The 21,242-nt window shown below is 57.4% G+C and carries 21 protein-coding genes; 16 read left to right on the plus strand and 5 right to left on the minus strand.

Annotation, left to right across the window (positions count from 1 at the left end; translation table 11 throughout):
* Positions 1 to 18: 18 nt before the first annotated feature.
* The 4 genes from ACR1XY_RS13420 to coxB form a co-directional block, all read right to left on the minus strand.
* Positions 19 to 594 carry a cytochrome c oxidase assembly protein gene (locus ACR1XY_RS13420; RefSeq protein WP_480593916.1) on the minus strand — a complete coding sequence of 192 codons (576 nt, stop codon included), beginning with the start codon at positions 592 to 594 and terminating at the stop codon, positions 19 to 21.
* Entirely contained in the window at positions 594 to 755 is a 162-nt protein-coding gene (locus ACR1XY_RS13425) for a hypothetical protein (protein ID WP_480593918.1), read from the minus strand. The genes ACR1XY_RS13420 and ACR1XY_RS13425 overlap by 1 nt, the downstream gene beginning before the upstream one ends.
* The gene (gene cyoE, locus ACR1XY_RS13430) at positions 752 to 1,708 is read right to left on the minus strand and encodes a heme o synthase (protein ID WP_480593919.1); all 957 of its coding nucleotides are present in this window, start codon (positions 1,706 to 1,708) and stop codon (positions 752 to 754) included. Before cyoE ends, ACR1XY_RS13425 begins: the two co-directional genes overlap by 4 nt.
* Before the next feature lie 74 nt (positions 1,709 to 1,782).
* Entirely contained in the window at positions 1,783 to 2,694 is a 912-nt protein-coding gene (gene coxB / locus ACR1XY_RS13435; RefSeq protein WP_480593920.1) for a cytochrome c oxidase subunit II, read from the minus strand.
* A gap of 176 nt (positions 2,695 to 2,870) precedes the next feature.
* Here coxB and tldD point away from each other — a divergent pair, with 176 nt between their 5' ends.
* The 5 genes from tldD (at position 2,871) to ACR1XY_RS13460 (ending at position 9,859) form a co-directional block, all read left to right on the plus strand.
* Complete coding sequence (gene tldD / locus ACR1XY_RS13440) at positions 2,871 to 4,292, plus strand: metalloprotease TldD (RefSeq protein WP_480593921.1); 1,422 nt, start codon at positions 2,871 to 2,873, stop codon at positions 4,290 to 4,292.
* A 227-nt stretch (positions 4,293 to 4,519) separates the two neighbouring features.
* Positions 4,520 to 5,647: a DNA-processing protein DprA gene (gene dprA / locus ACR1XY_RS13445; RefSeq protein WP_480593922.1), complete on the plus strand. Its 1,128-nt coding sequence runs from the start codon at positions 4,520 to 4,522 to the stop codon at positions 5,645 to 5,647.
* A 159-nt stretch (positions 5,648 to 5,806) separates the two neighbouring features.
* Positions 5,807 to 8,425, plus strand: a complete 2,619-nt coding sequence (gene topA / locus ACR1XY_RS13450; RefSeq protein ID WP_480593924.1) for a type I DNA topoisomerase — start codon at positions 5,807 to 5,809, stop codon at positions 8,423 to 8,425.
* Positions 8,426 to 8,528: 103 nt separating this feature from the next.
* On the plus strand, positions 8,529 to 9,233 hold the full coding sequence (locus tag ACR1XY_RS13455; RefSeq protein WP_480593925.1) for a CoA transferase subunit A: 705 nt from the start codon (positions 8,529 to 8,531) through the stop codon (positions 9,231 to 9,233).
* Positions 9,233 to 9,859, plus strand: a complete 627-nt coding sequence (locus tag ACR1XY_RS13460; protein ID WP_480593927.1) for a CoA transferase subunit B — start codon at positions 9,233 to 9,235, stop codon at positions 9,857 to 9,859. Before ACR1XY_RS13455 ends, ACR1XY_RS13460 begins: the two co-directional genes overlap by 1 nt.
* 42 nt (positions 9,860 to 9,901) lie before the next feature.
* On the opposite strand, the gene ACR1XY_RS13465 is transcribed toward ACR1XY_RS13460, so the two are convergent.
* Positions 9,902 to 10,768 carry a lytic transglycosylase domain-containing protein gene (locus ACR1XY_RS13465; RefSeq protein ID WP_480593928.1) on the minus strand — a complete coding sequence of 289 codons (867 nt, stop codon included), beginning with the start codon at positions 10,766 to 10,768 and terminating at the stop codon, positions 9,902 to 9,904.
* Positions 10,769 to 11,121: 353 nt separating this feature from the next.
* Here ACR1XY_RS13465 and ACR1XY_RS13470 point away from each other — a divergent pair, with 353 nt between their 5' ends.
* The 11 genes from ACR1XY_RS13470 to ACR1XY_RS13520 all read left to right on the plus strand — a co-directional run bounded on the left by ACR1XY_RS13470 (position 11,122) and on the right by ACR1XY_RS13520 (position 21,242).
* Positions 11,122 to 11,331, plus strand: a complete 210-nt coding sequence (locus tag ACR1XY_RS13470; RefSeq protein ID WP_480593929.1) for a Flp family type IVb pilin — start codon at positions 11,122 to 11,124, stop codon at positions 11,329 to 11,331.
* 98 nt (positions 11,332 to 11,429) lie between these two features.
* Entirely contained in the window at positions 11,430 to 11,645 is a 216-nt protein-coding gene (locus ACR1XY_RS13475) for a Flp family type IVb pilin (RefSeq protein WP_480593930.1), read from the plus strand.
* 150 nt (positions 11,646 to 11,795) lie between these two features.
* Positions 11,796 to 12,671 (plus strand): Flp pilus assembly protein CpaB, encoded by an 876-nt coding sequence (cpaB, locus tag ACR1XY_RS13480; RefSeq protein WP_480593932.1) that lies wholly within the window; start codon positions 11,796 to 11,798, stop codon positions 12,669 to 12,671.
* Between the two features lie 192 nt (positions 12,672 to 12,863).
* The gene (locus tag ACR1XY_RS13485; protein WP_480593933.1) at positions 12,864 to 14,270 is read left to right on the plus strand and encodes a type II and III secretion system protein family protein; all 1,407 of its coding nucleotides are present in this window, start codon (positions 12,864 to 12,866) and stop codon (positions 14,268 to 14,270) included.
* 16 nt (positions 14,271 to 14,286) lie between these two features.
* Complete coding sequence (locus ACR1XY_RS13490; RefSeq protein WP_480593934.1) at positions 14,287 to 14,907, plus strand: OmpA family protein; 621 nt, start codon at positions 14,287 to 14,289, stop codon at positions 14,905 to 14,907.
* A 198-nt stretch (positions 14,908 to 15,105) separates the two neighbouring features.
* On the plus strand, positions 15,106 to 16,338 hold the full coding sequence (locus tag ACR1XY_RS13495) for a CpaE/TadZ family protein (protein ID WP_480593935.1): 1,233 nt from the start codon (positions 15,106 to 15,108) through the stop codon (positions 16,336 to 16,338).
* 26 nt (positions 16,339 to 16,364) lie between these two features.
* Entirely contained in the window at positions 16,365 to 17,798 is a 1,434-nt protein-coding gene (locus ACR1XY_RS13500) for a TadA family conjugal transfer-associated ATPase (RefSeq protein WP_480593936.1), read from the plus strand.
* An 11-nt stretch (positions 17,799 to 17,809) separates the two neighbouring features.
* Positions 17,810 to 18,778: a type II secretion system F family protein gene (locus ACR1XY_RS13505; RefSeq protein WP_480593938.1), complete on the plus strand. Its 969-nt coding sequence runs from the start codon at positions 17,810 to 17,812 to the stop codon at positions 18,776 to 18,778.
* Between the two features lie 10 nt (positions 18,779 to 18,788).
* Positions 18,789 to 19,775, plus strand: coding sequence for a type II secretion system F family protein (locus ACR1XY_RS13510; RefSeq protein ID WP_480593940.1), 987 nt, complete (start codon positions 18,789 to 18,791; stop codon positions 19,773 to 19,775).
* Between the two features lie 103 nt (positions 19,776 to 19,878).
* Positions 19,879 to 20,361: a tetratricopeptide repeat protein gene (locus tag ACR1XY_RS13515; protein WP_480593942.1), complete on the plus strand. Its 483-nt coding sequence runs from the start codon at positions 19,879 to 19,881 to the stop codon at positions 20,359 to 20,361.
* Between the two features lie 29 nt (positions 20,362 to 20,390).
* Positions 20,391 to 21,242, plus strand: a complete 852-nt coding sequence (locus tag ACR1XY_RS13520; protein WP_480593943.1) for a tetratricopeptide repeat protein — start codon at positions 20,391 to 20,393, stop codon at positions 21,240 to 21,242.

Here is a 21,242-nt window from a genome sequence, read left to right on the forward strand (position 1 = left end):
GTCCCTCACCTACAGGCGTTAGTTCGTGTTTGTATCTGCCTGCGTTTCAAGGGCGGCGTAGCCCTCGGGCAGGTCTATTTCATAAAATGTATACGACAGAGTGATCGTATGCACATACTTGGCTTCAAGATCCTCGACCATTTCAGGTTCGACGAAGAAAGTTACCGGCATCTGAACCCGTTCACCGGGCTTCAGCACCTGCTCTTCAAAGCAGAAACAGGCGATTTTCTGAAAATACCCACCGGCCGAATAAGGCGCGACGTTATAGGACGCCTGCCCTGCAATCGGTCGGTCGGTCGGGTTATAGGCCTCATAGAAGGCCAACCCGGTCTCACCGATGCGCACTTCCATCTCGCGCTCGACGGGCTTGAACTCCCAAGCCATGTCCTTGGCCTTCGAGGCGTCAAAGCGGACGGTCACGGTGCGGTCCAGAATATCCTCGGGCGCCTGTGCGGAAACGCCGGTGGTGCCACCAAAACCGGTGACGCGGCAGAACCAGTCGTAGAACGGGACAGCGGCCCAGGCCAGGCTGCCCATCAAGACAACCACACCCACCGTCTGCGCCACCGTTTTCTGTGGACCGGTCAATGCCATCAGTTCTGCACCTCCTGCGCCGGCACACCCAGGCTTGTGCCTGAGACTTTGACGATGGTCAGGCCGAAGATGATCACGATGAAGGCCGCCAGTGTCAGGCCAACCCCCAGATTTCGGCTAAAGCGGCGTTCATGCAGTTCGTGGCCTTTGCGCAGGCTCATGACCATCCTCCCAAGCCATAGGGTTTCAACAGCGCCTCGGCCAGAATCGCACCGAAGTGCAGGAACAGGTAGAGCAGTGACAGCTTGAAGAAAGCGCGCTCAACCCTGAAATTGTCCTCCTCTGCGTCGTCCTCGGTCCGACGCGAGATCTGCCACGCACCGCGCAGGAACAGAGCGTTCATCACCACCGCAACAGTCAGATAGATCGGGCCGCCAATGCCCGAAAATGCGGTGCCAACTGCCAGCGCGGCCAACAACGCAGTATAGACCAGAATATGCCAGCGTGTCGCGCGGCGACCGTGTGTTACGGTCAGCATCGGCACGCCCGCATCGTCATAGTCCGAACGCATGAACAGCGCCAGCGCCCAGAAATGCGGCGGCGTCCACATGAAGGTCAGCGCGAACATCAACCACGGTTCCAGCGTCATCGACCCGGTGGCTGCCACCCAGCCGATCACCGGCGGGAATGCCCCGGCTGCGCCGCCGATCACGATGTTCTGAGGCGTCGAGCGCTTCAGCCACATAGTATAGACGACCACGTAGAAAAAGATGGTGAAAGCCAGAAAGGCACCAGCGAACCAATTTGTCGCCAGCCCCAGCATGATCACGGACAGGCCGGAAAGCGCCAGTCCAAGCGCCAGAGCTTCACCCTCATCGACCTTACCGGACGGGATCGGGCGACGTTTCGTGCGTTTCATCACCTTGTCGATATCCGCATCCCACCACATGTTCAGCGCGCCGGACGCGCCACCACCGATGGCGATGAACAGGATGGCACAAAAGCCCACAAACGGATGTACCAGTACCGGCGCAGCCAGCAGACCGACCAGAGCGGTAAACACAACCAGAGACATCACGCGCGGTTTCAACAGGGCGAAATAGTCGCCAAAACTGGCCTCGTCCGCGCGCGCCGTGGCGGTCACAGTGCTGGCATTGATGCTTGCGTCGCTCATGTCCGGTCCTTCTGGGGGCCAAAGCCGCGCGATCCCCGCGCAGCCTGCGAGTGTTTACCTAAGCCTTGGCAGGCTCAGTTCGAGGCAACCTGATAGGCAGCAGGCTGGCCTGCATACTCTTCCAGAGCGCCTTGCAGCCATTGCTCATACGCCTCTTCGCTGACCACTTTGACCGTGATCGGCATATAGGCGTGGTCTTTGCCGCACAGTTCCGAGCACTGGCCGAAATAGACACCTTCCTTGTCGGCCTGGAACCACAGTTCCGCCAGACGACCCGGTACACCGTCCTGCTTTACGCCGAAGGACGGGATGGTCCACGAGTGGATCACGTCGGAGGCGGTGACCTGCATCACGATGACCTTGCCGACCGGCACGACAACGGCGGTGTCGGTGGCCAGCAGCCATTCGTCATCGCTGTAACCGGCATCGGCCAGCTTGGCGCGCATGGCGTCATCCAGAACAAACGGAGTAACATCCGCATCACCCGGGCGCGAACCTTCGTCCAGCGTGGCCGGGTGGCCCAGCAGGTAGCTGTCGAATGCAAAATCGTGATCGACATACTCGTAGGTCCAGTACCACTGGTTGCCCACCACCTTGATTACAACATCGCCCTCGGGAATTTCCTGCTGCTTGAACAGAACCGGCAACGAGAAGGCACCGATAAAGACCAGAATCAGGATCGGGCCCAACGTCCAGGCGATTTCAACCGGGGTATAGTGCGAGAAGCGCGCCGGTGTCGGGTTCGCACGCTGGTTGTAACGCAAGATACAATAGACCAGCAGCGCAGCCACGAACAGGCAGATCGCGGTGATGATCACCAGAATCATGCTGTCCAGCCGCTGAATCCCGTCGGCAAGACTGGTGGCCGCGGGCTGGAAACCCAAGCCGCCGTCAACCGGTTTGCCAATAATCTCAAGCTCCTGAGCCATGGCGGGAAGGCTGGAGAGGGCTGTCATGAACCCCGAAAGCATCAAAGCATTCTTCATTTTCTGTCCTGATCGTTTGATCTTTGCGTCCCTGGCGAAAAGGTGTGAATCGGTCGCACCTCTCCCGTTGTCTTTGGCGAAGTTAAAAACCATATTCCTGATGCTAGATAAAGCAAAATGCTTGCGTCAAACAGACGCTATTTTTGATCTGGATCAAACCCGAAAGGTACCAAGTGATGCCCAACGACCCGTTTCGCCCCTTTGAAAGCGCTCTTCCGCAGGACGAAGCGCTCGCGGTTTTGCAGTCTGCTACTGCCGGGGCGGAAGACGGAGAACTGTTCGTAGAACGGCGAAAGTCCGAATCTCTGGTCTTTGATGACGGGCGTTTGAAGACCGCATCCTATGACGCATCCGAAGGGTTCGGCCTGCGCGCCGTTCAAGGTGAGGTTGCAGGATATGCCCATTCTACCGACGTCTCGATTCCCGCGCTGAAACGGGCAGCAGAAACCGCCCGCCTGGCTGTGGGCGACGGTGGCGGTACATTGGCAGAAGCACCGCGCCCTACAAATACGCGACTTTATACGGACGAAGACCCGATCGAATCCGCCAGCTTCCCGGTCAAGATCGAAACCCTGCGCGAGATCGATGCCTACACCCGCGACCTTGACCCGCGCGTCGTACAGGTCAGCGCCACCATTGCCGCCGCCGTGCAAGAGGTCGAAATCCTGCGCCCAGATGGTGTTCTGGTGCGCGATGTGCGTCCGATGACCCGCCTGAATATCTCGGTCATAGTTGAACAGAACGGCCGCCGCGAAAGTGGCTCGGCAGGTGGTGGAGGTCGCGTGGGTCTGGACGGGCTGATTGATCCCTCTGATTGGCAGGACAAAGCCCGCGAGGCGCTGCGGATCGCGCTGGTCAATCTGGACGCCGTCCCTGCCCCGGCCGGTGTGATGGAGGTCGCCCTTGGACCCGGCTGGCCCGGCATCCTGCTGCACGAGGCCATCGGGCATGGGCTGGAAGGCGATTTCAACCGCAAAGGAAGTTCAGCCTTTGCCGGACTAATGGGCCAGCAGATTGCATCCAAAGGCGTGACAGTCGTCGATGACGGCACCATCGCGAACCGGCGCGGCTCGATCACGGTGGATGACGAAGGCACGCCAAGTTCGCGAACCGTGCTTATCGAGGACGGCATTCTGACCGGCTACATGCAGGACAGGCAGAACGCCCGATTGATGGGGGTTGCACCCACCGGAAACGGGCGGCGTCAGAGCTATGCGCACAATCCCATGCCGCGCATGACCAATACGGTGATGCTGGGCGGGAACGACGATCCTGCCTCTTTGGTTGCAGATATCAAAGACGGTATCTGGGCCGTGGGTTTCGGCGGTGGTCAGGTGGATATCACCAACGGCAAGTTCGTGTTTTCCTGCACCGAAGCCTACCGTGTCGAAAACGGTAAAATCGGCGCGCCGGTCAAAGGCGCGACACTGATCGGCGACGGGCCATCCGCACTGAACCGCATCCGCGGCTTGGGCAACGACATGGCACTGGATCCGGGCATGGGAACCTGTGGCAAGGACGGTCAATGGGTGCCGGTAGGCGTCGGTCAGCCTACAGTTCTGCTGGATGGTCTGACGGTCGGCGGATCAGCAGCCTGACAGAGAATCGCCCCCGCGATGGTTAACGCCGAGCAATTGGAAGTTTGGTTTTTTCGCGTCTGCTTGACTCACACCTCAAGTGGGCGCCATTATTTTTCGCTTTAAAATCAGATTATTACAAAGTTTCGCACATAAAGCCCCGAAAATAATCCGAATAATTTGACAGGATTCACAAGCTGTTAACCCCTGCAGCCGTAAACCAGCTCTGCAATCAGGCGGAGCAACGGATGACCGAAGAGCAGCTTTCTTCCTATCACCCCACACTCCCACCCACCACGGAAGAGGATCGGTTTTCCTGGCTTCGTCTGTTGCGCTCGCGCAAGGTCGGTCCGGCGACGTTTCGTCGGCTGTTGCGCGAACATGGTTCGGCGCAGAACGCGCTGGCCGCGCTGCCTGAAATGGCACGTGCAGCCGGAATTGAAGGGTATGAAATTTGCCCGCCCGGCGTGATTGAGGCGGAACTCAAGGCCGCAAAAGCCGCAAATGCGCGGCTTTTGTGCCTTGGGTCCGCTGATTTTCCTGATGCCTTGAATAACTTGTCGGATGCCCCTCCGATGTTGTGGGCGATTGGAGATGTGTCTTTGCTGCGTAAACCCTGCATTGCGATGGTCGGGGCGCGAAACTGTTCGTCACTGGGTGCACGGATGGCGCGTGGGTTGGCGGTCAACCTTGGAAAGCAAGGGTATATCGTTGTGTCAGGGTTAGCGCGCGGAATCGACACCTCTGCACATATGGCAGCATTGGATACCGGCACTGTTGCTGTCATGGCTGGCGGCGTGGACGTAATCTACCCAGCAGAAAACACCGATCTGGCCAGAGAGATCGCCCAATCGGGGCTGCGCGTGTCCGAGCAACCGATGGGCGTGACCCCGCAAGCACGGCACTTTCCGCGCCGCAACCGGATCATCTCGGGGCTGGCTCAGGCGGTTGTCGTGGTTGAAGCCGCCGCTAAATCCGGCAGCCTGATCACCGCGCGGGACGCCTTGGATCAGGGCCGCGAGGTTCTGGCTGTACCCGGCCACCCGTTTGATGCCCGTGCGGCCGGATGCAACCTTTTGATCCGCGACGGGGCCAACCTGGTGCGGTCCGTCGAAGACGTAATCGAAGCGCTGCCGCAGCAGCAGGCAGACTTGTTTGAGGCCTCGCTGCCTGAAGCATCTGTGGAACAGGCCCCCTCGAGTGCAGCATTACATGATGAGATACTGGCCCGGCTGGGACCGTCACCGATAGCCGAAGACCAGTTGATCCGCGACATCTCCGCCACTGCGGGCGAGATTGGTCCGGCTTTGGTCGATCTGGAACTGGAAGGGCGAGTTCAGCGCCAGCCCGGCGGTTTGCTGTCCCTGACGGCCTGACGCACTTTCGCGTGACGCACGGGTATTTTCACTTCTAGCACGCTGAAATTGCCGTCTAATTTCGGTTTTTGAAGGAACGCATTGACAATTCGCTCTTGCCCTACACATTTTGCACGATCATAGAAGGCGCCCAATTCGTCGAGCGAGGTTTTCCCTTAAATGCCTGTAGTTGTTGTAGAATCCCCGGCAAAAGCCAAGACAATCAATAAGTATCTTGGCCCCGACTACACGGTTTTGGCGTCTTATGGCCATGTGCGGGACCTGCCGCCCAAGGACGGATCGGTCGATCCCGCGCATGAATTTGCGATGAAATGGGAAGTCGGCAATGACAGCCGCAAGCACGTCAAAGCCATCGCTGACGCGCTGAAAGAAGACAACGCCCTGATCCTGGCCACTGACCCCGATCGCGAAGGCGAGGCGATCAGCTGGCACCTTCAGGAGGCGCTGACCAAGCGGCGCTCGATCAAGAAGGACACTCCGGTCAGCCGGGTCACCTTCAACGCCATCACCAAAGACGCGGTGACCGAGGCGATGCAGAACCCGCGTGAGGTCGATATGCCTCTGGTCGAGGCTTATCTGGCCCGCCGCGCACTCGATTACCTGGTAGGCTTCAACCTGTCTCCGGTTTTGTGGCGCAAATTGCCGGGCGCGAAATCGGCGGGCCGGGTGCAATCGGTTTGCCTGCGTCTGATTGTCGAGCGCGAGATGGAGATTGAGGCGTTCAAGCCGGTTGAATACTGGTCGGTGCGCGCCCTATTCGAAACACCGCGTGGTCAGACCTACGAAGCGCGGCTTGTCACTCTGGCCGGAAGAAAACTGGACAAACACGATCTGGCGAATGCCACGCAGGCGGAACTGGCGGTTCAGGCAATCTCCAGCCGCGCGCTCAGCGTCACATCGGTCGAGGCCAAACCCGCCGCCCGCAATCCCAGCGCGCCGTTCATGACCTCGACCCTGCAGCAGGAAGCCAGCCGCAAGTTCGGCATGGGTGCGCGTCACGCGATGCAGGTGGCGCAGCGGCTGTATGAGGCGGGTTACATTACCTATATGCGGACCGATGGCATCGACATGGCGCCCGAAGCCGTCGCAGCCACCCGCGACGCGATTACCGAGCGATATGGCGCGGAATACGTGCCTGACAGCCCGCGCATGTACAAGAACAAGGCCAAGAACGCGCAGGAAGCCCACGAGTGTATCCGTCCGACGGATATGTCGCGCGACGCCAAGGCACTGAAGGTCACGGATGAGGATCAGCGCCGACTGTATGACCTGATCTGGAAACGCACCATCGCCTGCCAGATGGCCGCCGCCCGGTTGGAGCGGACGACGGTCGAGATTGGCAGCGCCGATGGCCAGGTCGGCCTGCGCGCAACCGGTCAGGTGGTTCTGTTCGACGGGTTCATGCGCGTTTATGAAGAAGGTCGCGATGACGTCTCTGACGACGACGAAAAGCGCCTGCCGCAGATCATGCAGGGCGATCCGGCGCCGTTCGCCAAAACCTCTCTGAAAGATCAGTACGCGAAGGCGGAGGACAAGGCCGCCCTCCTATCGGACAACGAGGCTGTTCTAGCCTTGCAACACCACACCCAACCGCCGCCGCGTTACACCGAGGCCACCTTGGTCAAGCGCATGGAAGAGCTGGGCATCGGGCGCCCCTCGACCTACGCCTCGATCGTGACCACGATTCAGGACCGGGAGTATGTGCGCAAGGACAAGAACAGGCTGATCCCCGAGGAAAAGGGACGGATCGTCACGATCTTCCTGCTGAATTTCTTCCGGCAATACGTGGGCTATGAGTTCACCGCCAATCTTGAGGAACAGCTGGACGACGTCAGCGCGGGTGGTCGTGACTACAAGGAGTTGCTGAGCAAGTTCTGGCGCGATTTCTCGGCCGCCATTGGTGAGACGTCCGAACTGCGCATTTCCGAAGTTCTGGACAAGCTGGACGAAGCGCTGGCGCCACAGCTGTATCCGCCGCGCGAGGATGGGTCCGACCCGCGTGTCTGTCCGAAATGCGGCGTGGGCCAATTGCACCTGAAAACCTCGCGCACTGGTGGTTTCGTTGGTTGTGGCAACTATCCGGAGTGTACATACACGCGCCCCATTGCCGGTGAAGGTGCCGAGGGCGATGAACGTCTGCTGGGCGAAGATGCTGGCGATGAGATCTGGCTGAAATCCGGTCGGTTTGGGCCATATGTCCAGCGGGGCGAACCGACGCCCGAGAACAAGAAACCGCCGCGTGCGTCTCTGCCGCGCGGGTGGAGCAAGGATGACATGGATCTGGACAAGGCTCTGACCCTGCTGTCCCTGCCCCGACAGATCGGCGAACACCCCGAGGGCGGCATGATCAGCTCGAACTTCGGGCGGTTTGGTCCTTATCTGATGCATCAGCTGGCGGATGAGGCCAAACCGGTTTATGCCAACCTCAAAGACCCCAACGACGTGTTCGAGATCGGCATGAACCGCGCGGTTGAAATGCTGGCCGAAAAGCGCGCCAACCCCGGGCGGGGCCGTCGCGCAGCAGCCAAAGCGTTGAAAGAATTGGGCGAACACCCCGATGGCGGTGCGATGCAGGTTCTGGACGGGCGTTATGGGCCGTATGTGAAATGGGAAAAGGTCAACGCGACCATTCCCAAGGACATCAAGCCCGAAGACGTGACGCAGGAAATGGCCATCGAATTGGTCAACGAGCGCGCGGCCAAAAAGGGCACCAAGAAAAAAGCAGCTCCCAAGAAGAAAGCTGCCGCCAAGAAAACGGCCAAAAAGGCGGCCACCTGACTGTCGGCTAGGTAGAAATACTACCTACGCCTTGGTTTCATTGACTTCCCCGTGACGCGGCGGCACAACCTGCGCCATCACCATGTCATTGGGGGAGTTTTCCATGAAGAAAGTCTATGCCAATGCCACCGAGGCGCTCGATGGAGTGATTTCGGACGGCATGATGATCGCCGCGGGCGGTTTCGGCCTGTGCGGTATTCCCGAGTTGCTGCTAGAGGCCATCAAGGACTCGGGCGCTCAGGACCTGACCTTTGCCTCGAACAACGCGGGCGTCGACGATTTCGGGATCGGCATTCTGCTGCAGACCAAGCAAGTCAAAAAGATGATCAGCTCTTACGTCGGAGAAAACGCCGAATTCATGCGTCAGTACCTGGCCGGAGAGCTGGAGCTGGAATTTAATCCGCAAGGCACCCTTGCCGAACGGATGCGCGCCGGTGGTGCGGGTATCCCCGGCTTCTATACCAAGACCGGCGTGGGCACCGTGATTGCCGAGGGCAAAGAGCACAAAGACTTCAACGGCGAGACTTATATTCTGGAAGAGGGCATCTTCGCCGATCTGGCCATCGTCAAGGCTTGGAAAGCCGATGACACCGGCAACCTGATCTTCCGCAAGACCGCGCGCAACTTCAACGTGCCCGCGGCAACCTGCGGCAAGATCTGCATCGCTGAGGTCGAAGAAATCGTACCCCGCGGCTCGCTGGACCCCGACGCGATTCACCTGCCCGGCATCTACGTGCATCGCATCATTCAGGGTCAGCACGAAAAGCGCATCGAACAACGCACCACCCGTAAGAAGGAGGAAGCATAATGCCCTGGGATCGTAATCAGATGGCCGCACGCGCAGCGCAAGAGCTGGAAGACGGCATGTATGTGAACCTCGGCATCGGCATCCCGACGCTGGTGGCGAACTATGTGGGTGACAAAGACATCACCCTGCAATCCGAGAACGGTATGCTGGGCATGGGACCATTCCCGTTCGAGGGTGAGGAAGACCCCGACCTAATCAACGCAGGCAAACAGACTATCACCGAATTGTCCCGCACATCCTACTTCGACAGCGCGACTTCTTTCGCCATGATCCGAGGCGGCAAGATCGCCGCAGCCGTTCTGGGCGCGATGGAGGTGGACGAGGAAGGTGATCTGGCCAACTGGATGATTCCCGGCGTGCTGGTCAAAGGCATGGGCGGCGCGATGGACCTTGTGGCCGGCGTGGGCCGTGTAATCGTCGTGATGGATCACACCAACAAGCACGGTAAGTCCAAACTGCTGAAGAAATGCACCCTGCCGCTGACCGGTAAGAAGGTGGTGGATCGCATCATCACTAATCTGGGTGTTCTGGATGTGGTCGAAGGTGGCCTGAAGATCGTCGAAATTGCCGAGGGCGTAACCGAGGACGAAATCCGCGCCGCCACCGAAGCCAAGATCGTCAACTGATCCTTTACACCAAAATGGCCCGCCGTTACTGGCGGGTCTTTTTCAGTTCTGGGTCTGGAAGACGCACCCGTCCGAAATAAGCTCAGGCGGAGTTGAACACAGGGCCTTGGCAATCTGAAAGGCCGCAAGGACCTTGGGCACATAGTCGCGCGTCTCGGCATAAGGTGGCACACCACTGTGCTTGCGGACCGCGCCTTCACCCGCGTTATACCCAGCCAACACCAGAATCGGATCATTGCCAAATTCTTCCATCAACCAGTTCAGGTATTTCACCCCACCCGAAATATTCTGAGAGGGCTTAAAGCTGTCTTTAACACCAAATCGTTTGGCGGTTGCTGGCATCAACTGCATCAACCCCTGCGCCCCGGCAGAACTGACTGCATCCGCGCGACCAGCGGATTCAACAGAAATTACGGCCAGCACCAATGCGGGAGAAACATTGGTCCCCACGGTCGAGCGCAGGATCTCGATGCCCTGCTGTTGTGCGATGTTCTGAAGAGTCTGCAGTCGTGGTGAGGCCACATTGGTCGCGGCCAACGCTTTTATAGCGTCGTTCAACCGCCCCGCACCCGATGCGGAGAGCGCCGGAGAAATTTTGTCCCAGAAGGCTTTGTATGACCCGACCGGCTTGTTCTTTGGCCCTGTGCCCGGAACGCTAGGGGGGACAGCTGTTGTGCGCGTTGCAACCTCGGGAACGGAAATCTCAGCCCCGGTGCTGGGTGCGTATGGGGCCGCCGCATGTTCCTCGGGCGATATTTGAACAGTCACCTTGGGCCGCGTGCCAGGCTTTGGCGCCTTCACTCTCTTATATACGCCCCTGGGTTCAGTCTCGGTTGCGACAGCTGACATTGGTGCTGCCACCACCAGCGCCAAGATGCCGGCGCAGGTCATAGCGTCCCGGAGTTTCATTTGCCTGCCTCGTGCTTTTTCTTTTCAACAGTTTGAAGCGCGAATCCCTTTGAAAAGCCAGAAAAACACGTCGAATTGGGGCAATTTCGCCTCATTTGCCGCAATTTTGCATCGGCGGCAACATGGGGCGCCCTCCCTTGTGATTTTTTAAACCTTTATTTTCAATATGTTAGAAATAAAACTACCAAAAAGTTAAGCCCGGAAGAAAAAAGACGGTGTTTGGCCCAATTCCTGCCATGCCAGACAGGCAAACATAATGCCATACCGAGACGGTCGGGAGCGGACTGAGAGAGAAAGCTCTGTTAGACGCCGAGGTTTAAATGACTTTTTTGATCCTTTAGGAGGGACGTAACATGATCAAGTTCATCAAGAACTTCCGCAAAGACGAAGACGGCGCCGTAACTGTTGACTGGGTTGTTCTGACCGCAGCTGTTGTTGGCCTGGCCGCCGTTGCCTACACCCAAGTTGGTGATGGTACCAAAGCAATCGCAGACGCCGTTGGCTCGACCCTGGATGTCGCAGCCTCCAACGTTGCAAGCGATATTCCGATCACCCCGAAGTAATCGGAACCACAGCTTAGTCTGAGAAATTCTTTTGTGGGGCCTTGCCTGTTCAGGCGTGGCCCCATTTGTTTTGCAACAACTCCAACTCCGGCGCTTTCATGATGAACAGAATCCAAACTTTCATAGAGCACGAAGACGGGGCAGTCACTGTTGACTGGGTCGTGCTGACAGCTGCGATCGTGGGCATCGGCGCAGGTGTATACGCTTACTTTGGCCAACCCGTCAAAGAACTGGATGCCAGAGCTGGCGCAGCCCTGAGCAAGGTTGATGTCGCTGAAGAGATCAGCGTCAAATTCGGCGCAACCGATCCCTGATCGACACGGCCCTTGATTGTCCCGAATGCCACGGAGGCAAAATATTTCAAATATTGTCCCCTTTTTCGACACAATCTACCTTTATCCAAAACTGATCTTTGTCGTAGTTTCTGCGGCAACTAAACGAAAAAGAAAAACGAGGGGACGCGAATGCGTTTGGTATTTGGACTTGTCCTGATTGCCGGGGTGGCTTTGGCCGGGGGTGCGGTCTATATGGCTCGCGACTACATCGCTCAGCACCAGGATCAGCTCGCCCGTGAACGCCAAGCCACAAAGGATGCGCTGGCAAACGTCAAATCGGTGCCAACCGTAGGCGTCATCGTTTCCAACCGGGCCATGAAATACGGCGAGCCGCTGGTCGAGGATGATGTTCGAATCGTGAACTGGCCCGAGGATGCCATTCCAGAAGGCAGCTTTTTGGACATGGAAGTACTGTTCCCCGAAGACGCCAAAGGTGATCGATTCGTGCTAAGGGCGTTGGAAAAAGACGAAGCGCTGATGGAGGTCAAGGTCACCAAGCCTGGCCAGGCAGCAGGCCTTGTTTCCCGAATTGAAAAGGGTATGCGCGCGTTTGCTATCAGCGTCGATGTTTCGTCGGGCGTTTCCGGCTTTCTGCGTCCAGGCGACAGCGTGGATGTGTATTGGACCGGCTCTGTCAGCCGAGAATTCGAAGGCGGCGGTGACCAAATCACCCGCCTGATTCAGACCAACATCGAATTGATCGCAGTGGACCAGACCGCCGGATCTGACCTGACCGGCGCGACGATCGCGCGCACCGTGACCGTTGCTGCAACACCGGAACAGATCGCGGCTTTGGCGCAGGCGCAGAACACTGGCCAGTTGTCACTGGCCCTGGTTGGTGTGCAGGACGATACGGTCGCAACTGCAGTTGAAGTGGACCAGCGCAAATTGCTGAACCTCAAGGAATCGGCTCCTGCTCCGGCCCCGGTCACAGAAAAGGTCTGCACCGTGAACACGCGGCGCGGCGGTGAGATCGTCAAAACCCAAATTCCTTGTACAAACTGATGTAAATCAGAGATTTACGACCGCAAGCCGCGCCATGTGCGCGGCTTGTTACGTTTTGGATGTTGCGCATTGTCCACATAAGGAAAATTCCGGAAACCATTGATTATTGCAATAAATTCGTAATTCGCGCAGTGTTACCCAGCATAGGGCATTAGACCCAAAAAACGAGGCGTGATCGGAGAGGCAGGTCACATGAAAATACGTTCTTGGATCAGCGCAACCCTGCTTGGGTTGGCGCTTACAGTTGGTCCGGTCGGCCAAACGGCCTGGGCTGAAACTTTGCGCGTGGTGAAGAATGGCACAGCGGAAACGCTGGACGTTCCGATGAACCGCGCAATTGTCGTGGAAAGCGAAGAACCGTTCGCCGAGCTCAGCATCGCCAATGCCGGCATCGCTGATATCTCGTCGCTTTCGGATCGTACGATTTATGTGTTGGGCAAAACACCGGGTCTGACCACGCTGACCCTGTTTGACGGCGCGGGCAACCTGCTGGCGAACGTTCGGGTGCGTGTGTCTCCGGATGTGTCCGAGTTTAAGGAGCGGCTGCGGCAGATTCTTCCGGCTGAGCAGATCGAAGTCCGGACCGCCAATGACGGAATCGTGCTTTCAGGTGTGGTTTCAAGCAGCGCGAAACTTAGCCGTGCACTGGAACTGGCCGAACGATACGCACCCGACCGCGTTTCGAACTTGATGTCCGTCGGCGACGTTCAACAAGTAATGTTGAAGGTACGTTTTGCCGAGATGAGCCGTAGTGTGGCCAAAAGCCTGACCGCATCGTTAGGTTTTGGCGGCGGTGACGTAACCGGAGGTATCAACACACTGAACACTGCTGGTGCGTTGGCCAACGCCTTGAACAACAACATTCCTGTTCAGCAAACTAATACCGGCGCGATCTTGTTCGGTTTTGGCGCAGGCTCTACTCAGGTCCGCCTGCTGCTGGAGGCCCTTGAGGCCAAAGGGCTTGCACGCAGCCTCGCAGAACCGAACCTTTCCGCCCTTTCGGGGCAAGAAGCAGAATTTCTGGCAGGTGGCCAAGTTCCGATCCCGGTCCCCGGGGATGACGGGCAAATCGCCATCGAATACCGGAACTTCGGTGTTCAGGTTCTCTTTACACCGCGCGTAGTGGACAGTGATCTGATCAATCTCGAGATGGGGGCTTCAGTTTCAAGCATTGATTCTAACTCGTCCTTCACAATTGCAGGTAACAACGTCCCAACCTTTATCGTTCGACAGACAAAGACGACGGTTGAACTACGAGACGGTGAAAGCTTTGCCATTGCCGGCCTGATTCAGGATGATTTCAGGGACGCTGCCAGTCAACTTCCATGGATCGGCGATGTTCCGGTGCTCGGCGCCCTGTTCCGTAGCTCGAATTACCAGCGCCAACAAAGCGAGCTAGTCATCATCGTCACAGTTCATCTTGTGTCCCCAACACGTGGCGAAGCCCTGGCATTGCCAACGGACCGGGTCAAACCGCCCAGCGAATTTGATCTGTTCGTAAACGGCAGAGTCGGTCGTACAACGCGTCCGGGTTCCGGTGCGGCTTCGGAAGTGGCCAAACAGGACTTTGGCAGCTCCTACGGCTACATTCTGGATTGATAGGAGGATAGGACCAATGCAGAAGTGGATTATCGCACTGGGTCTTTCGGTCGCTGTCTCCGCATGCACGCGTGAGGCGGGGTACGAAGTAGACCAAGGCGCATTCGGAAATGCGACTCTGAATAACCTCAAGGTCATGAATGGCGAATTGACCTACGCTCAGATCCTAGGCCAGCGCTTCGCAGCCGAGGTTCCGACGCAGATCAACTTTGCATTCGACAGTGCACAGCTAGATGAAACGGCTCAACGTGTTCTGTTGCGGCAGGCCTCGTGGATCAAACAATTCCCCGAAGCACGATTCCGCGTGTATGGCCATACCGATGCGGTTGGTTCGACGTCATATAACAAAGCACTGGGTCAGCGGCGCGCTAATGCGGCCGTTGCGTTCCTGACACGGCAAGGCATCTCGCGCTCGCGCCTCGAGGCTGTCGTGTCCTTTGGGAAAACGCGGCCTCTTATCGACACGCCGGACAGGGATCGCCGCAACCGCCGCACCGTGACAGAAGTTTCAGGCTTTGTGGATCGTGCACCGCAGCTGCTGGATGGCAAGTACGCCGAAGTCATCTATCGCGAATATGTCGAGAGCGCGACAAGAGCGAGCTACATCCAACGCGAAGACGGCTCTGGTGGTGAATAATCTTTAGGAAATGGGCGGCATCGTCGCCCATTTCCCTACAATTGGTTCTTTTGCGCCCAAATCTTGCCTAAGTTCCAAGCCAAATTTTCAACAATTAGGTGACTTGCGGCCGATCCTGGCCGCACTGGGGCAAGAGCGAACCAGACAGGGTATTCAAGCCCACTGTGTTTGCCTGCTCCCGCGACGAGGATTGTGTTAATGACGAGCGCTTCGCCACAAGACGACAAGAATGCCATTCAGGCTTGCACCATCAGCCGTGATGTCCAGAACTTCGATCTTTTGATCGAGGACATGGAGGCGGCACTGGGGGAACGCTGGGGTGACCTGGGTTTCGCTGAAGCGCTGGCCTTTTTCAGCCAACCCGATGCCGATTCTCTGGAATTTGTGGCACTGGCAATCGATGGCGAAGATGAAGACAACCTGTCACTGATGGGCGAAATCATAACCCGCGCTAAAGAAAAGAAGATCAAGATTGTTCTGATCGCCGAAGATGTCACACCGGCGTCTCTGCATCAGCTGCTGCGCAAGGGTGCAGATGAATTTGTCCCCTACCCCCTGCCCGAAGGCGAGCTGCAGGAAGCGATCACCCGAATGAACCAGCCCGATCCGGTCGCAGTTCACGAGACGGCTTCGCCGCTAACGCAAGGCGAATCAAAGGAAGGTGCCCTGTTCGTCGTGCACGGTCTGGCCGGAGGCGTGGGATCCACTACGATGGCGGTCAACCTGGCCTGGGAACTGGCCACCGTATCCGAAAAAGAAGAACCGTCGGTTTGCCTGCTCGATCTGGACCTGCAGTTTGGCACGGTATCGACCTATCTGGACCTGCCGCGCCGCGAAACCGTCTTTGAAATGCTGTCTGACACAGCCTCGATGGATGAGGAGGTGTTTGCGCAGGCGCTGCAAACCTACGAGGAAAAGCTGCAGGTTCTGACCGCACCGTCGGATATGGTTCCACTGGACCTGATCACGCCGGAAGATATCCAGCGGGTGATCGACACGGCCCGCCGCCACTTTGACTACGTCGTCGTGGACATGCCATCGACGCTTGTTCACTGGTCGGAGACAGTTCTTCAGGCCTCGCACGTGTATTTCGCATTGATCGAACTGGACATGCGCTCGGCCCAGAACGCGCTGCGGCTTAAACGTGCCCTGCAGGCCGAAGAACTGCCGTTCGAAAAATTGCGTTTCGCCCTAAATCGGGCTCCGAAATTCACCGATCTGAACGGCAAGGGCCGGGTAAAGCGGATGGCGGAAAGCCTGGGTATCTCTATCGATCTGCAACTGCCTGATGGTGGCAAACCAGTCATGCAAAGCGGTGACCACGGACAACCGCTGGCCAATGCAGCCGCCAAGAACCCACTGCGTCGCGAAATCGCGAAACTTGCTAAATCGCTTCACAGCTTGGGCAGCAGCAACGCTGAAGCTGCGTAACTCAGTCTGAAAGGGAACGAGCCGCCGTGTTTTCAAGATACAAGAAACAGTCCGAAGCGCAGCCGGTTCAATCCCCGGCCGCAACACCGAAGCCTACGGTTGAAAAAGCTCCGTCGGCCAATGCGGTCGCCCGACGCCCCCAGCCAAAGAAAACCGCCGAGCCTGTGGTGGCCGATCGCGACCGCAAACGCAAAGAGCGTCTTGGTGAAATCAAGATCGAACTGCACCGCGAGCTGCTGGAGAACCTGAACCTCGCCGCGCTTGAGAACGCAGGCGAAGCGGAGTTACGCGCAGAAATCAGTGCGATTGCCAGCGAAGTTCTTGAATCGCGCAACATCGTCCTGAACCGCGAGGATCGCACGCAGCTCAACAAGGAGCTGTATGACGAGGTAACTGGCCTGGGTCCGCTTGAGACCTTGCTGCAGGACGACACGGTCAACGATATTCTGGTCAACGGTCCTCAGCAGATCTTCGTGGAACGCAACGGTAAGCTGGAAATCAGCGACATCACCTTCAAGGATGAAAAGCACCTGATGCGGATCATCGACAAGATCGTGTCCGCTGTGGGTCGTCGCGTTGATGAATCCAACCCCTATGTTGACGCCCGTCTGGCTGATGGTTCGCGTTTCAACGCAATGGTCCCGCCGATTGCGGTGGATGGCTCGCTGGTGTCGATTCGTAAGTTCAAAAAAGACAAGCTGGGCATCGATGACCTGGTCAATTTTGGCGCGTTTACTGAGGAGATGGCGGCCTACCTGCAGGCCGCTGTGTCAACTCGGCTGAACATCATCGTTTCTGGTGGTACGGGTTCGGGTAAGACGACGACTCTGAACGCCTTGTCCAGCTTTATCGACGACGCCGAGCGCATCCTGACCATCGAGGATACAGCGGAACTTCAGCTGCAACAGACCCATGTGGGCCGGATGGAAAGCCGCCCGCCCAACGTTGAAGGCAAAGGTGAAGTCAGTCCCCGCGACTGCCTGAAAAACGCTCTGCGGATGCGTCCTGACCGCATCATCGTGGGTGAGACGCGGGGCGCCGAGGTGATCGACATGCTGCAGGCCATGAACACCGGCCACGACGGTTCGATGACCACGATCCACGCCAACTCGGCGCGTGATGGTATCTCGCGCTTGGAAAACATGATCGCTATGGCCGGTATTGAAATGCCTATCAAGGCGGTCCGCAGCCAGATCTCAAGCGCTGTGAACCTGATCGTGCAGGCCAGCCGCCTGCAGGATGGTTCGCGCCGTATGACCTCGATCACCGAGATTACCGGCATGGAAGGTGATGTAATTTCGATGCAGGAAATCTTTAAATTCCAGCGGGTTGGCCTGACACCGGACAACAAGATCATCGGCCACTTCACGGCAACAGGCGTGCGAAGCCACTATTCCGAGCGATTCCGCCTGTGGGGCTTTGATCTGCCCACTTCGATCTATGAACCGACGACTATGTAGGAGATCTGGATATGCAACTGCCTCTTGAGGCGCTCATATATGTCGTGATCTTCATCGCGGTGTTCTTTCTGGTCGAAGGCATCTATCTGGTGGCCTTCGGGAAATCCATCAGCCTGAACAGCAAAGTCAACCGCCGTCTCGACATGCTCGACAAAGGGGTCGGGCGGGAGCAGGTTCTGGAACAGCTGCGCAAGGAAATGCAGCAGCATATGAAGACGCAGAGCATCCCGCTCTATTCGCTGCTGGCCGACAAGGCACAAAAGGCAGCGATCGCCTTTACTCCGCGACAACTGATCATGGTTATGATCCTGTTGTCCGGCTTTGCCTTTGTAGGCCTGAGCATCGGCACCGCGACGGATATGGTTCTTCGGGTCGCTCTGTCAGGCTTTATCGGAGTTGGCGGCGTTTACACGTGGGTAAATCGCAAGGCAAAAACACGCATGGCCCTGATGGAAGAGCAACTGCCTGATGCGGTTGAGCTGATGGTCCGTTCGCTGCGTGTCGGTAACCCGTTCGTCTCATCCGTCCAGATCGTCGCAAACGAGGTGCAGGACCCGTTGGGCACAGAGTTTGGCATCATCGCCGATGAATGCGCTTATGGCCGTGACGTGGGTGAGGCTCTGAAAGACATGGCCGAGCGTCTGGGCATGCAGGACCTTCGCTTTTTGTCGGTGGCCGTCGGGATTCAGCAACAGTCGGGTGGTAACCTTGCCGAAATCCTGGCCGGTCTGGCCAAGGTGATCCGCGCCCGTTTTCGCCTGTTCCGGCGCGTCAAGGCGATCACCGCCGAGGCGCAATGGTCCGGCAAATTCCTGTCCGGTTTCCCGGTCTTTTGCCTGCTGTTCATTCTTGTGAACGATCCCGGATACTATGACGACGTGATCGATCACCCTCTGTTCATCCCACTCTGTTTCTTTGTCGGCATTATGCTGACGCTGAACCTGATTGTGATGCGCGTTCTTACCAACATTAAGGTCTGAGGGCATAGCAATGGAATTCCTGACCCAAATCAACGACCTGATCAAACAATACCTGGGTGAGTTCGGACCGCTGATCGTTATCGGCGTTCTTGGGCTATTCATGATCCTGATCGCCGTTTCTCTGATGCTGAACCAGCCAGAGGATCCGCTGAAAAAGCTACAGAAATCAACCGCGGCACCCAAGTCGGATAAAAAGTCCAAAAAGGACAAGCTCCGCAACGCCAGCCGCAACGAACAACTTCAGAAATTCGCCACCTTCCTCGAGCCCCAGAACGAAGAAGAGCTTTCGGCGATGCAACTCAAGTTGCGTCAGGCCGGGTATCACTCGAAGGATGCGGTGCGATTCTTCCATTTTGCGCAGTTTGCACTGGGTATCGTCGGAATTCTGATCGGTGTGTTGTTGGTAACGGTGCTGTCAGGCGGAGAAGAATTCACCGGAAGCCAAATGACAATTCGCGTTCTGATTCCGTCAGCCGCAGGGTATTTCCTGCCGCGCTATTGGGTCACCCGGCGCGTCGAGGAACGGAAAGAGGCAATCACCGCCGGGTTTCCCGATACGCTGGACCTTATGCTGGTATGTGTCGAGGCCGGTCAGTCACTGGATCAGGCCATTGTGCGCGTGGCCCGCGAGATGAGCACCTCCTACCCGGATATCGCGCAGGAATTCGAAGTTGTCGCCCATGAAATGAAAGCCGGTAAGGACAAGGATACGGTGTTGCGCGATTTCGGAACCCGTTGCGGCGTTCAGGATGTCAGCTCATTCGTGACCGTGATGATTCAATCGGCAACATTCGGTACATCCATTGCCGAAGCTCTGCGGGTTTATGCCAGCGAGATGCGTGACAAACGCGTGATGCGGGCCGAAGAGGCCGCGAACAAGTTGCCAACCAAGATGACACTTGCCACAATGATGCTGACGGTGCCGCCTTTGCTGGTCATTCTGGTCGGACCTTCGGCAAAAGGGATCGCAGATTTTGGAAAAAGTGCCGGCGGATAAGCCCGCGAAGTTCAGCTTCAGGCGTATCTGCTCTGGGATATGCCACACACTAAGGGCCGCCGTGGTGATCGCCACGGTGGCCTCTTGTACTGATACGGGTTCAATGAATGATCTGGATGCCCCCGGGATTGATCCGAACGGTAGGGGCGCAGACGAGCTTACAGTTGGAAACCGGTTGATGGCAGCCGGAGAATACGAACTGGCGCTGGATTCCTTCACGCGCGCCGCTCTGGATCAGGGGATGACGTCGCAGATACTGACCGCGATGGGTACTGCCAACCTTGGGCTCAAGCGCCTGGGGCAGGCCGAAACCCTGCTGCGCCGTGCCGTAAAAGCTGACCCCGAGTGGTCGGTTGCCTGGAACAATCTTGGCGTTTTGCTGGTCGAGACAGGCGAATACTCTGAGGCCGCACAGGTCTTCAAACGTGCCTATGCGCTGGACAATGGCGAAAGTGACGCAATCCGCGACAATCTGCGCTTAGCACTCGCAAAAATGGAAAATCCTGCTAATAATACAGCGGAAGAACAAGAATATACGCTGGAGCGGCAAGGCGACGGGCAATACAAGCTGCGCAAGCTCCCATAACACAGGCAAGAGCAGTAAGGGACGCAAAAATGCGCCAACAATTCTTGATTGCGCCGATGATGATGTGCGGGCTGATCCTGTCCGCCTGCGAAAAAGAGACCGAGGAAGAAAAAGTCGAGCGCACCTATCAGGAGGTCAACGTCATTGACGAGACCAACCTGAGCGAGGTGCTTTTGACCGCCGCGGACCCGAACGAAGCAGTTACTTACTTTCAGGGCGCGGCAGCCAAAAACCCCGGCAGGATTGACCTGCAGCGCGGATTGGCGATCTCTCTTTCCCGGGCAAAACGTTCGACCGAGGCCGTCGCCGCCTGGAAAAAAGTGACGACCATGAAGGGCGCCGCAAGTGTCGACAAGGTTGAATATGCCGACGCCCTTGTGCGTGCCGGCAACTGGAGTGAGGCCAAATCCGTACTGGACTCAGTGCCGCCCACGTATGAAACCTTCAAACGCTATCGCCTTGAAGCAGTGGTGGCTGATTCCAAAAAGGATTGGAAACGCGCGGATCACTTCTATGAAACCGCGGTTGGCCTGACCACACGCCCCGGCGGGGTAATGAACAACTGGGGCTATTCCAAGCTGACACGCGGTCAATATGCCGAAGCCGAACGCTTGTTCAATGAGGCGATCCAGCAGGACAAGAACCTGTTCACCGCCAAGAACAATTTGGTTCTGGCCCGGGCCGCGCAGGGCAACTACAGTTTGCCGGTTGTTCCAATGTCTCAGACCGAGCGCGCCATGTTGCTGAACACGATGGGGATTTCTGCAGTCAAACAAGGGGATGTGGCCACGGCCAAGAACCTGTTCCGGGAAGCCATCGCCACGCACCCTCAGCATTTTGACGAGGCCGTCCGCTCGCTCCGGGCGCTCGAGGATGCCTGA

Source organism: Ruegeria sp. AD11(2025) (genome assembly GCF_056542405.1).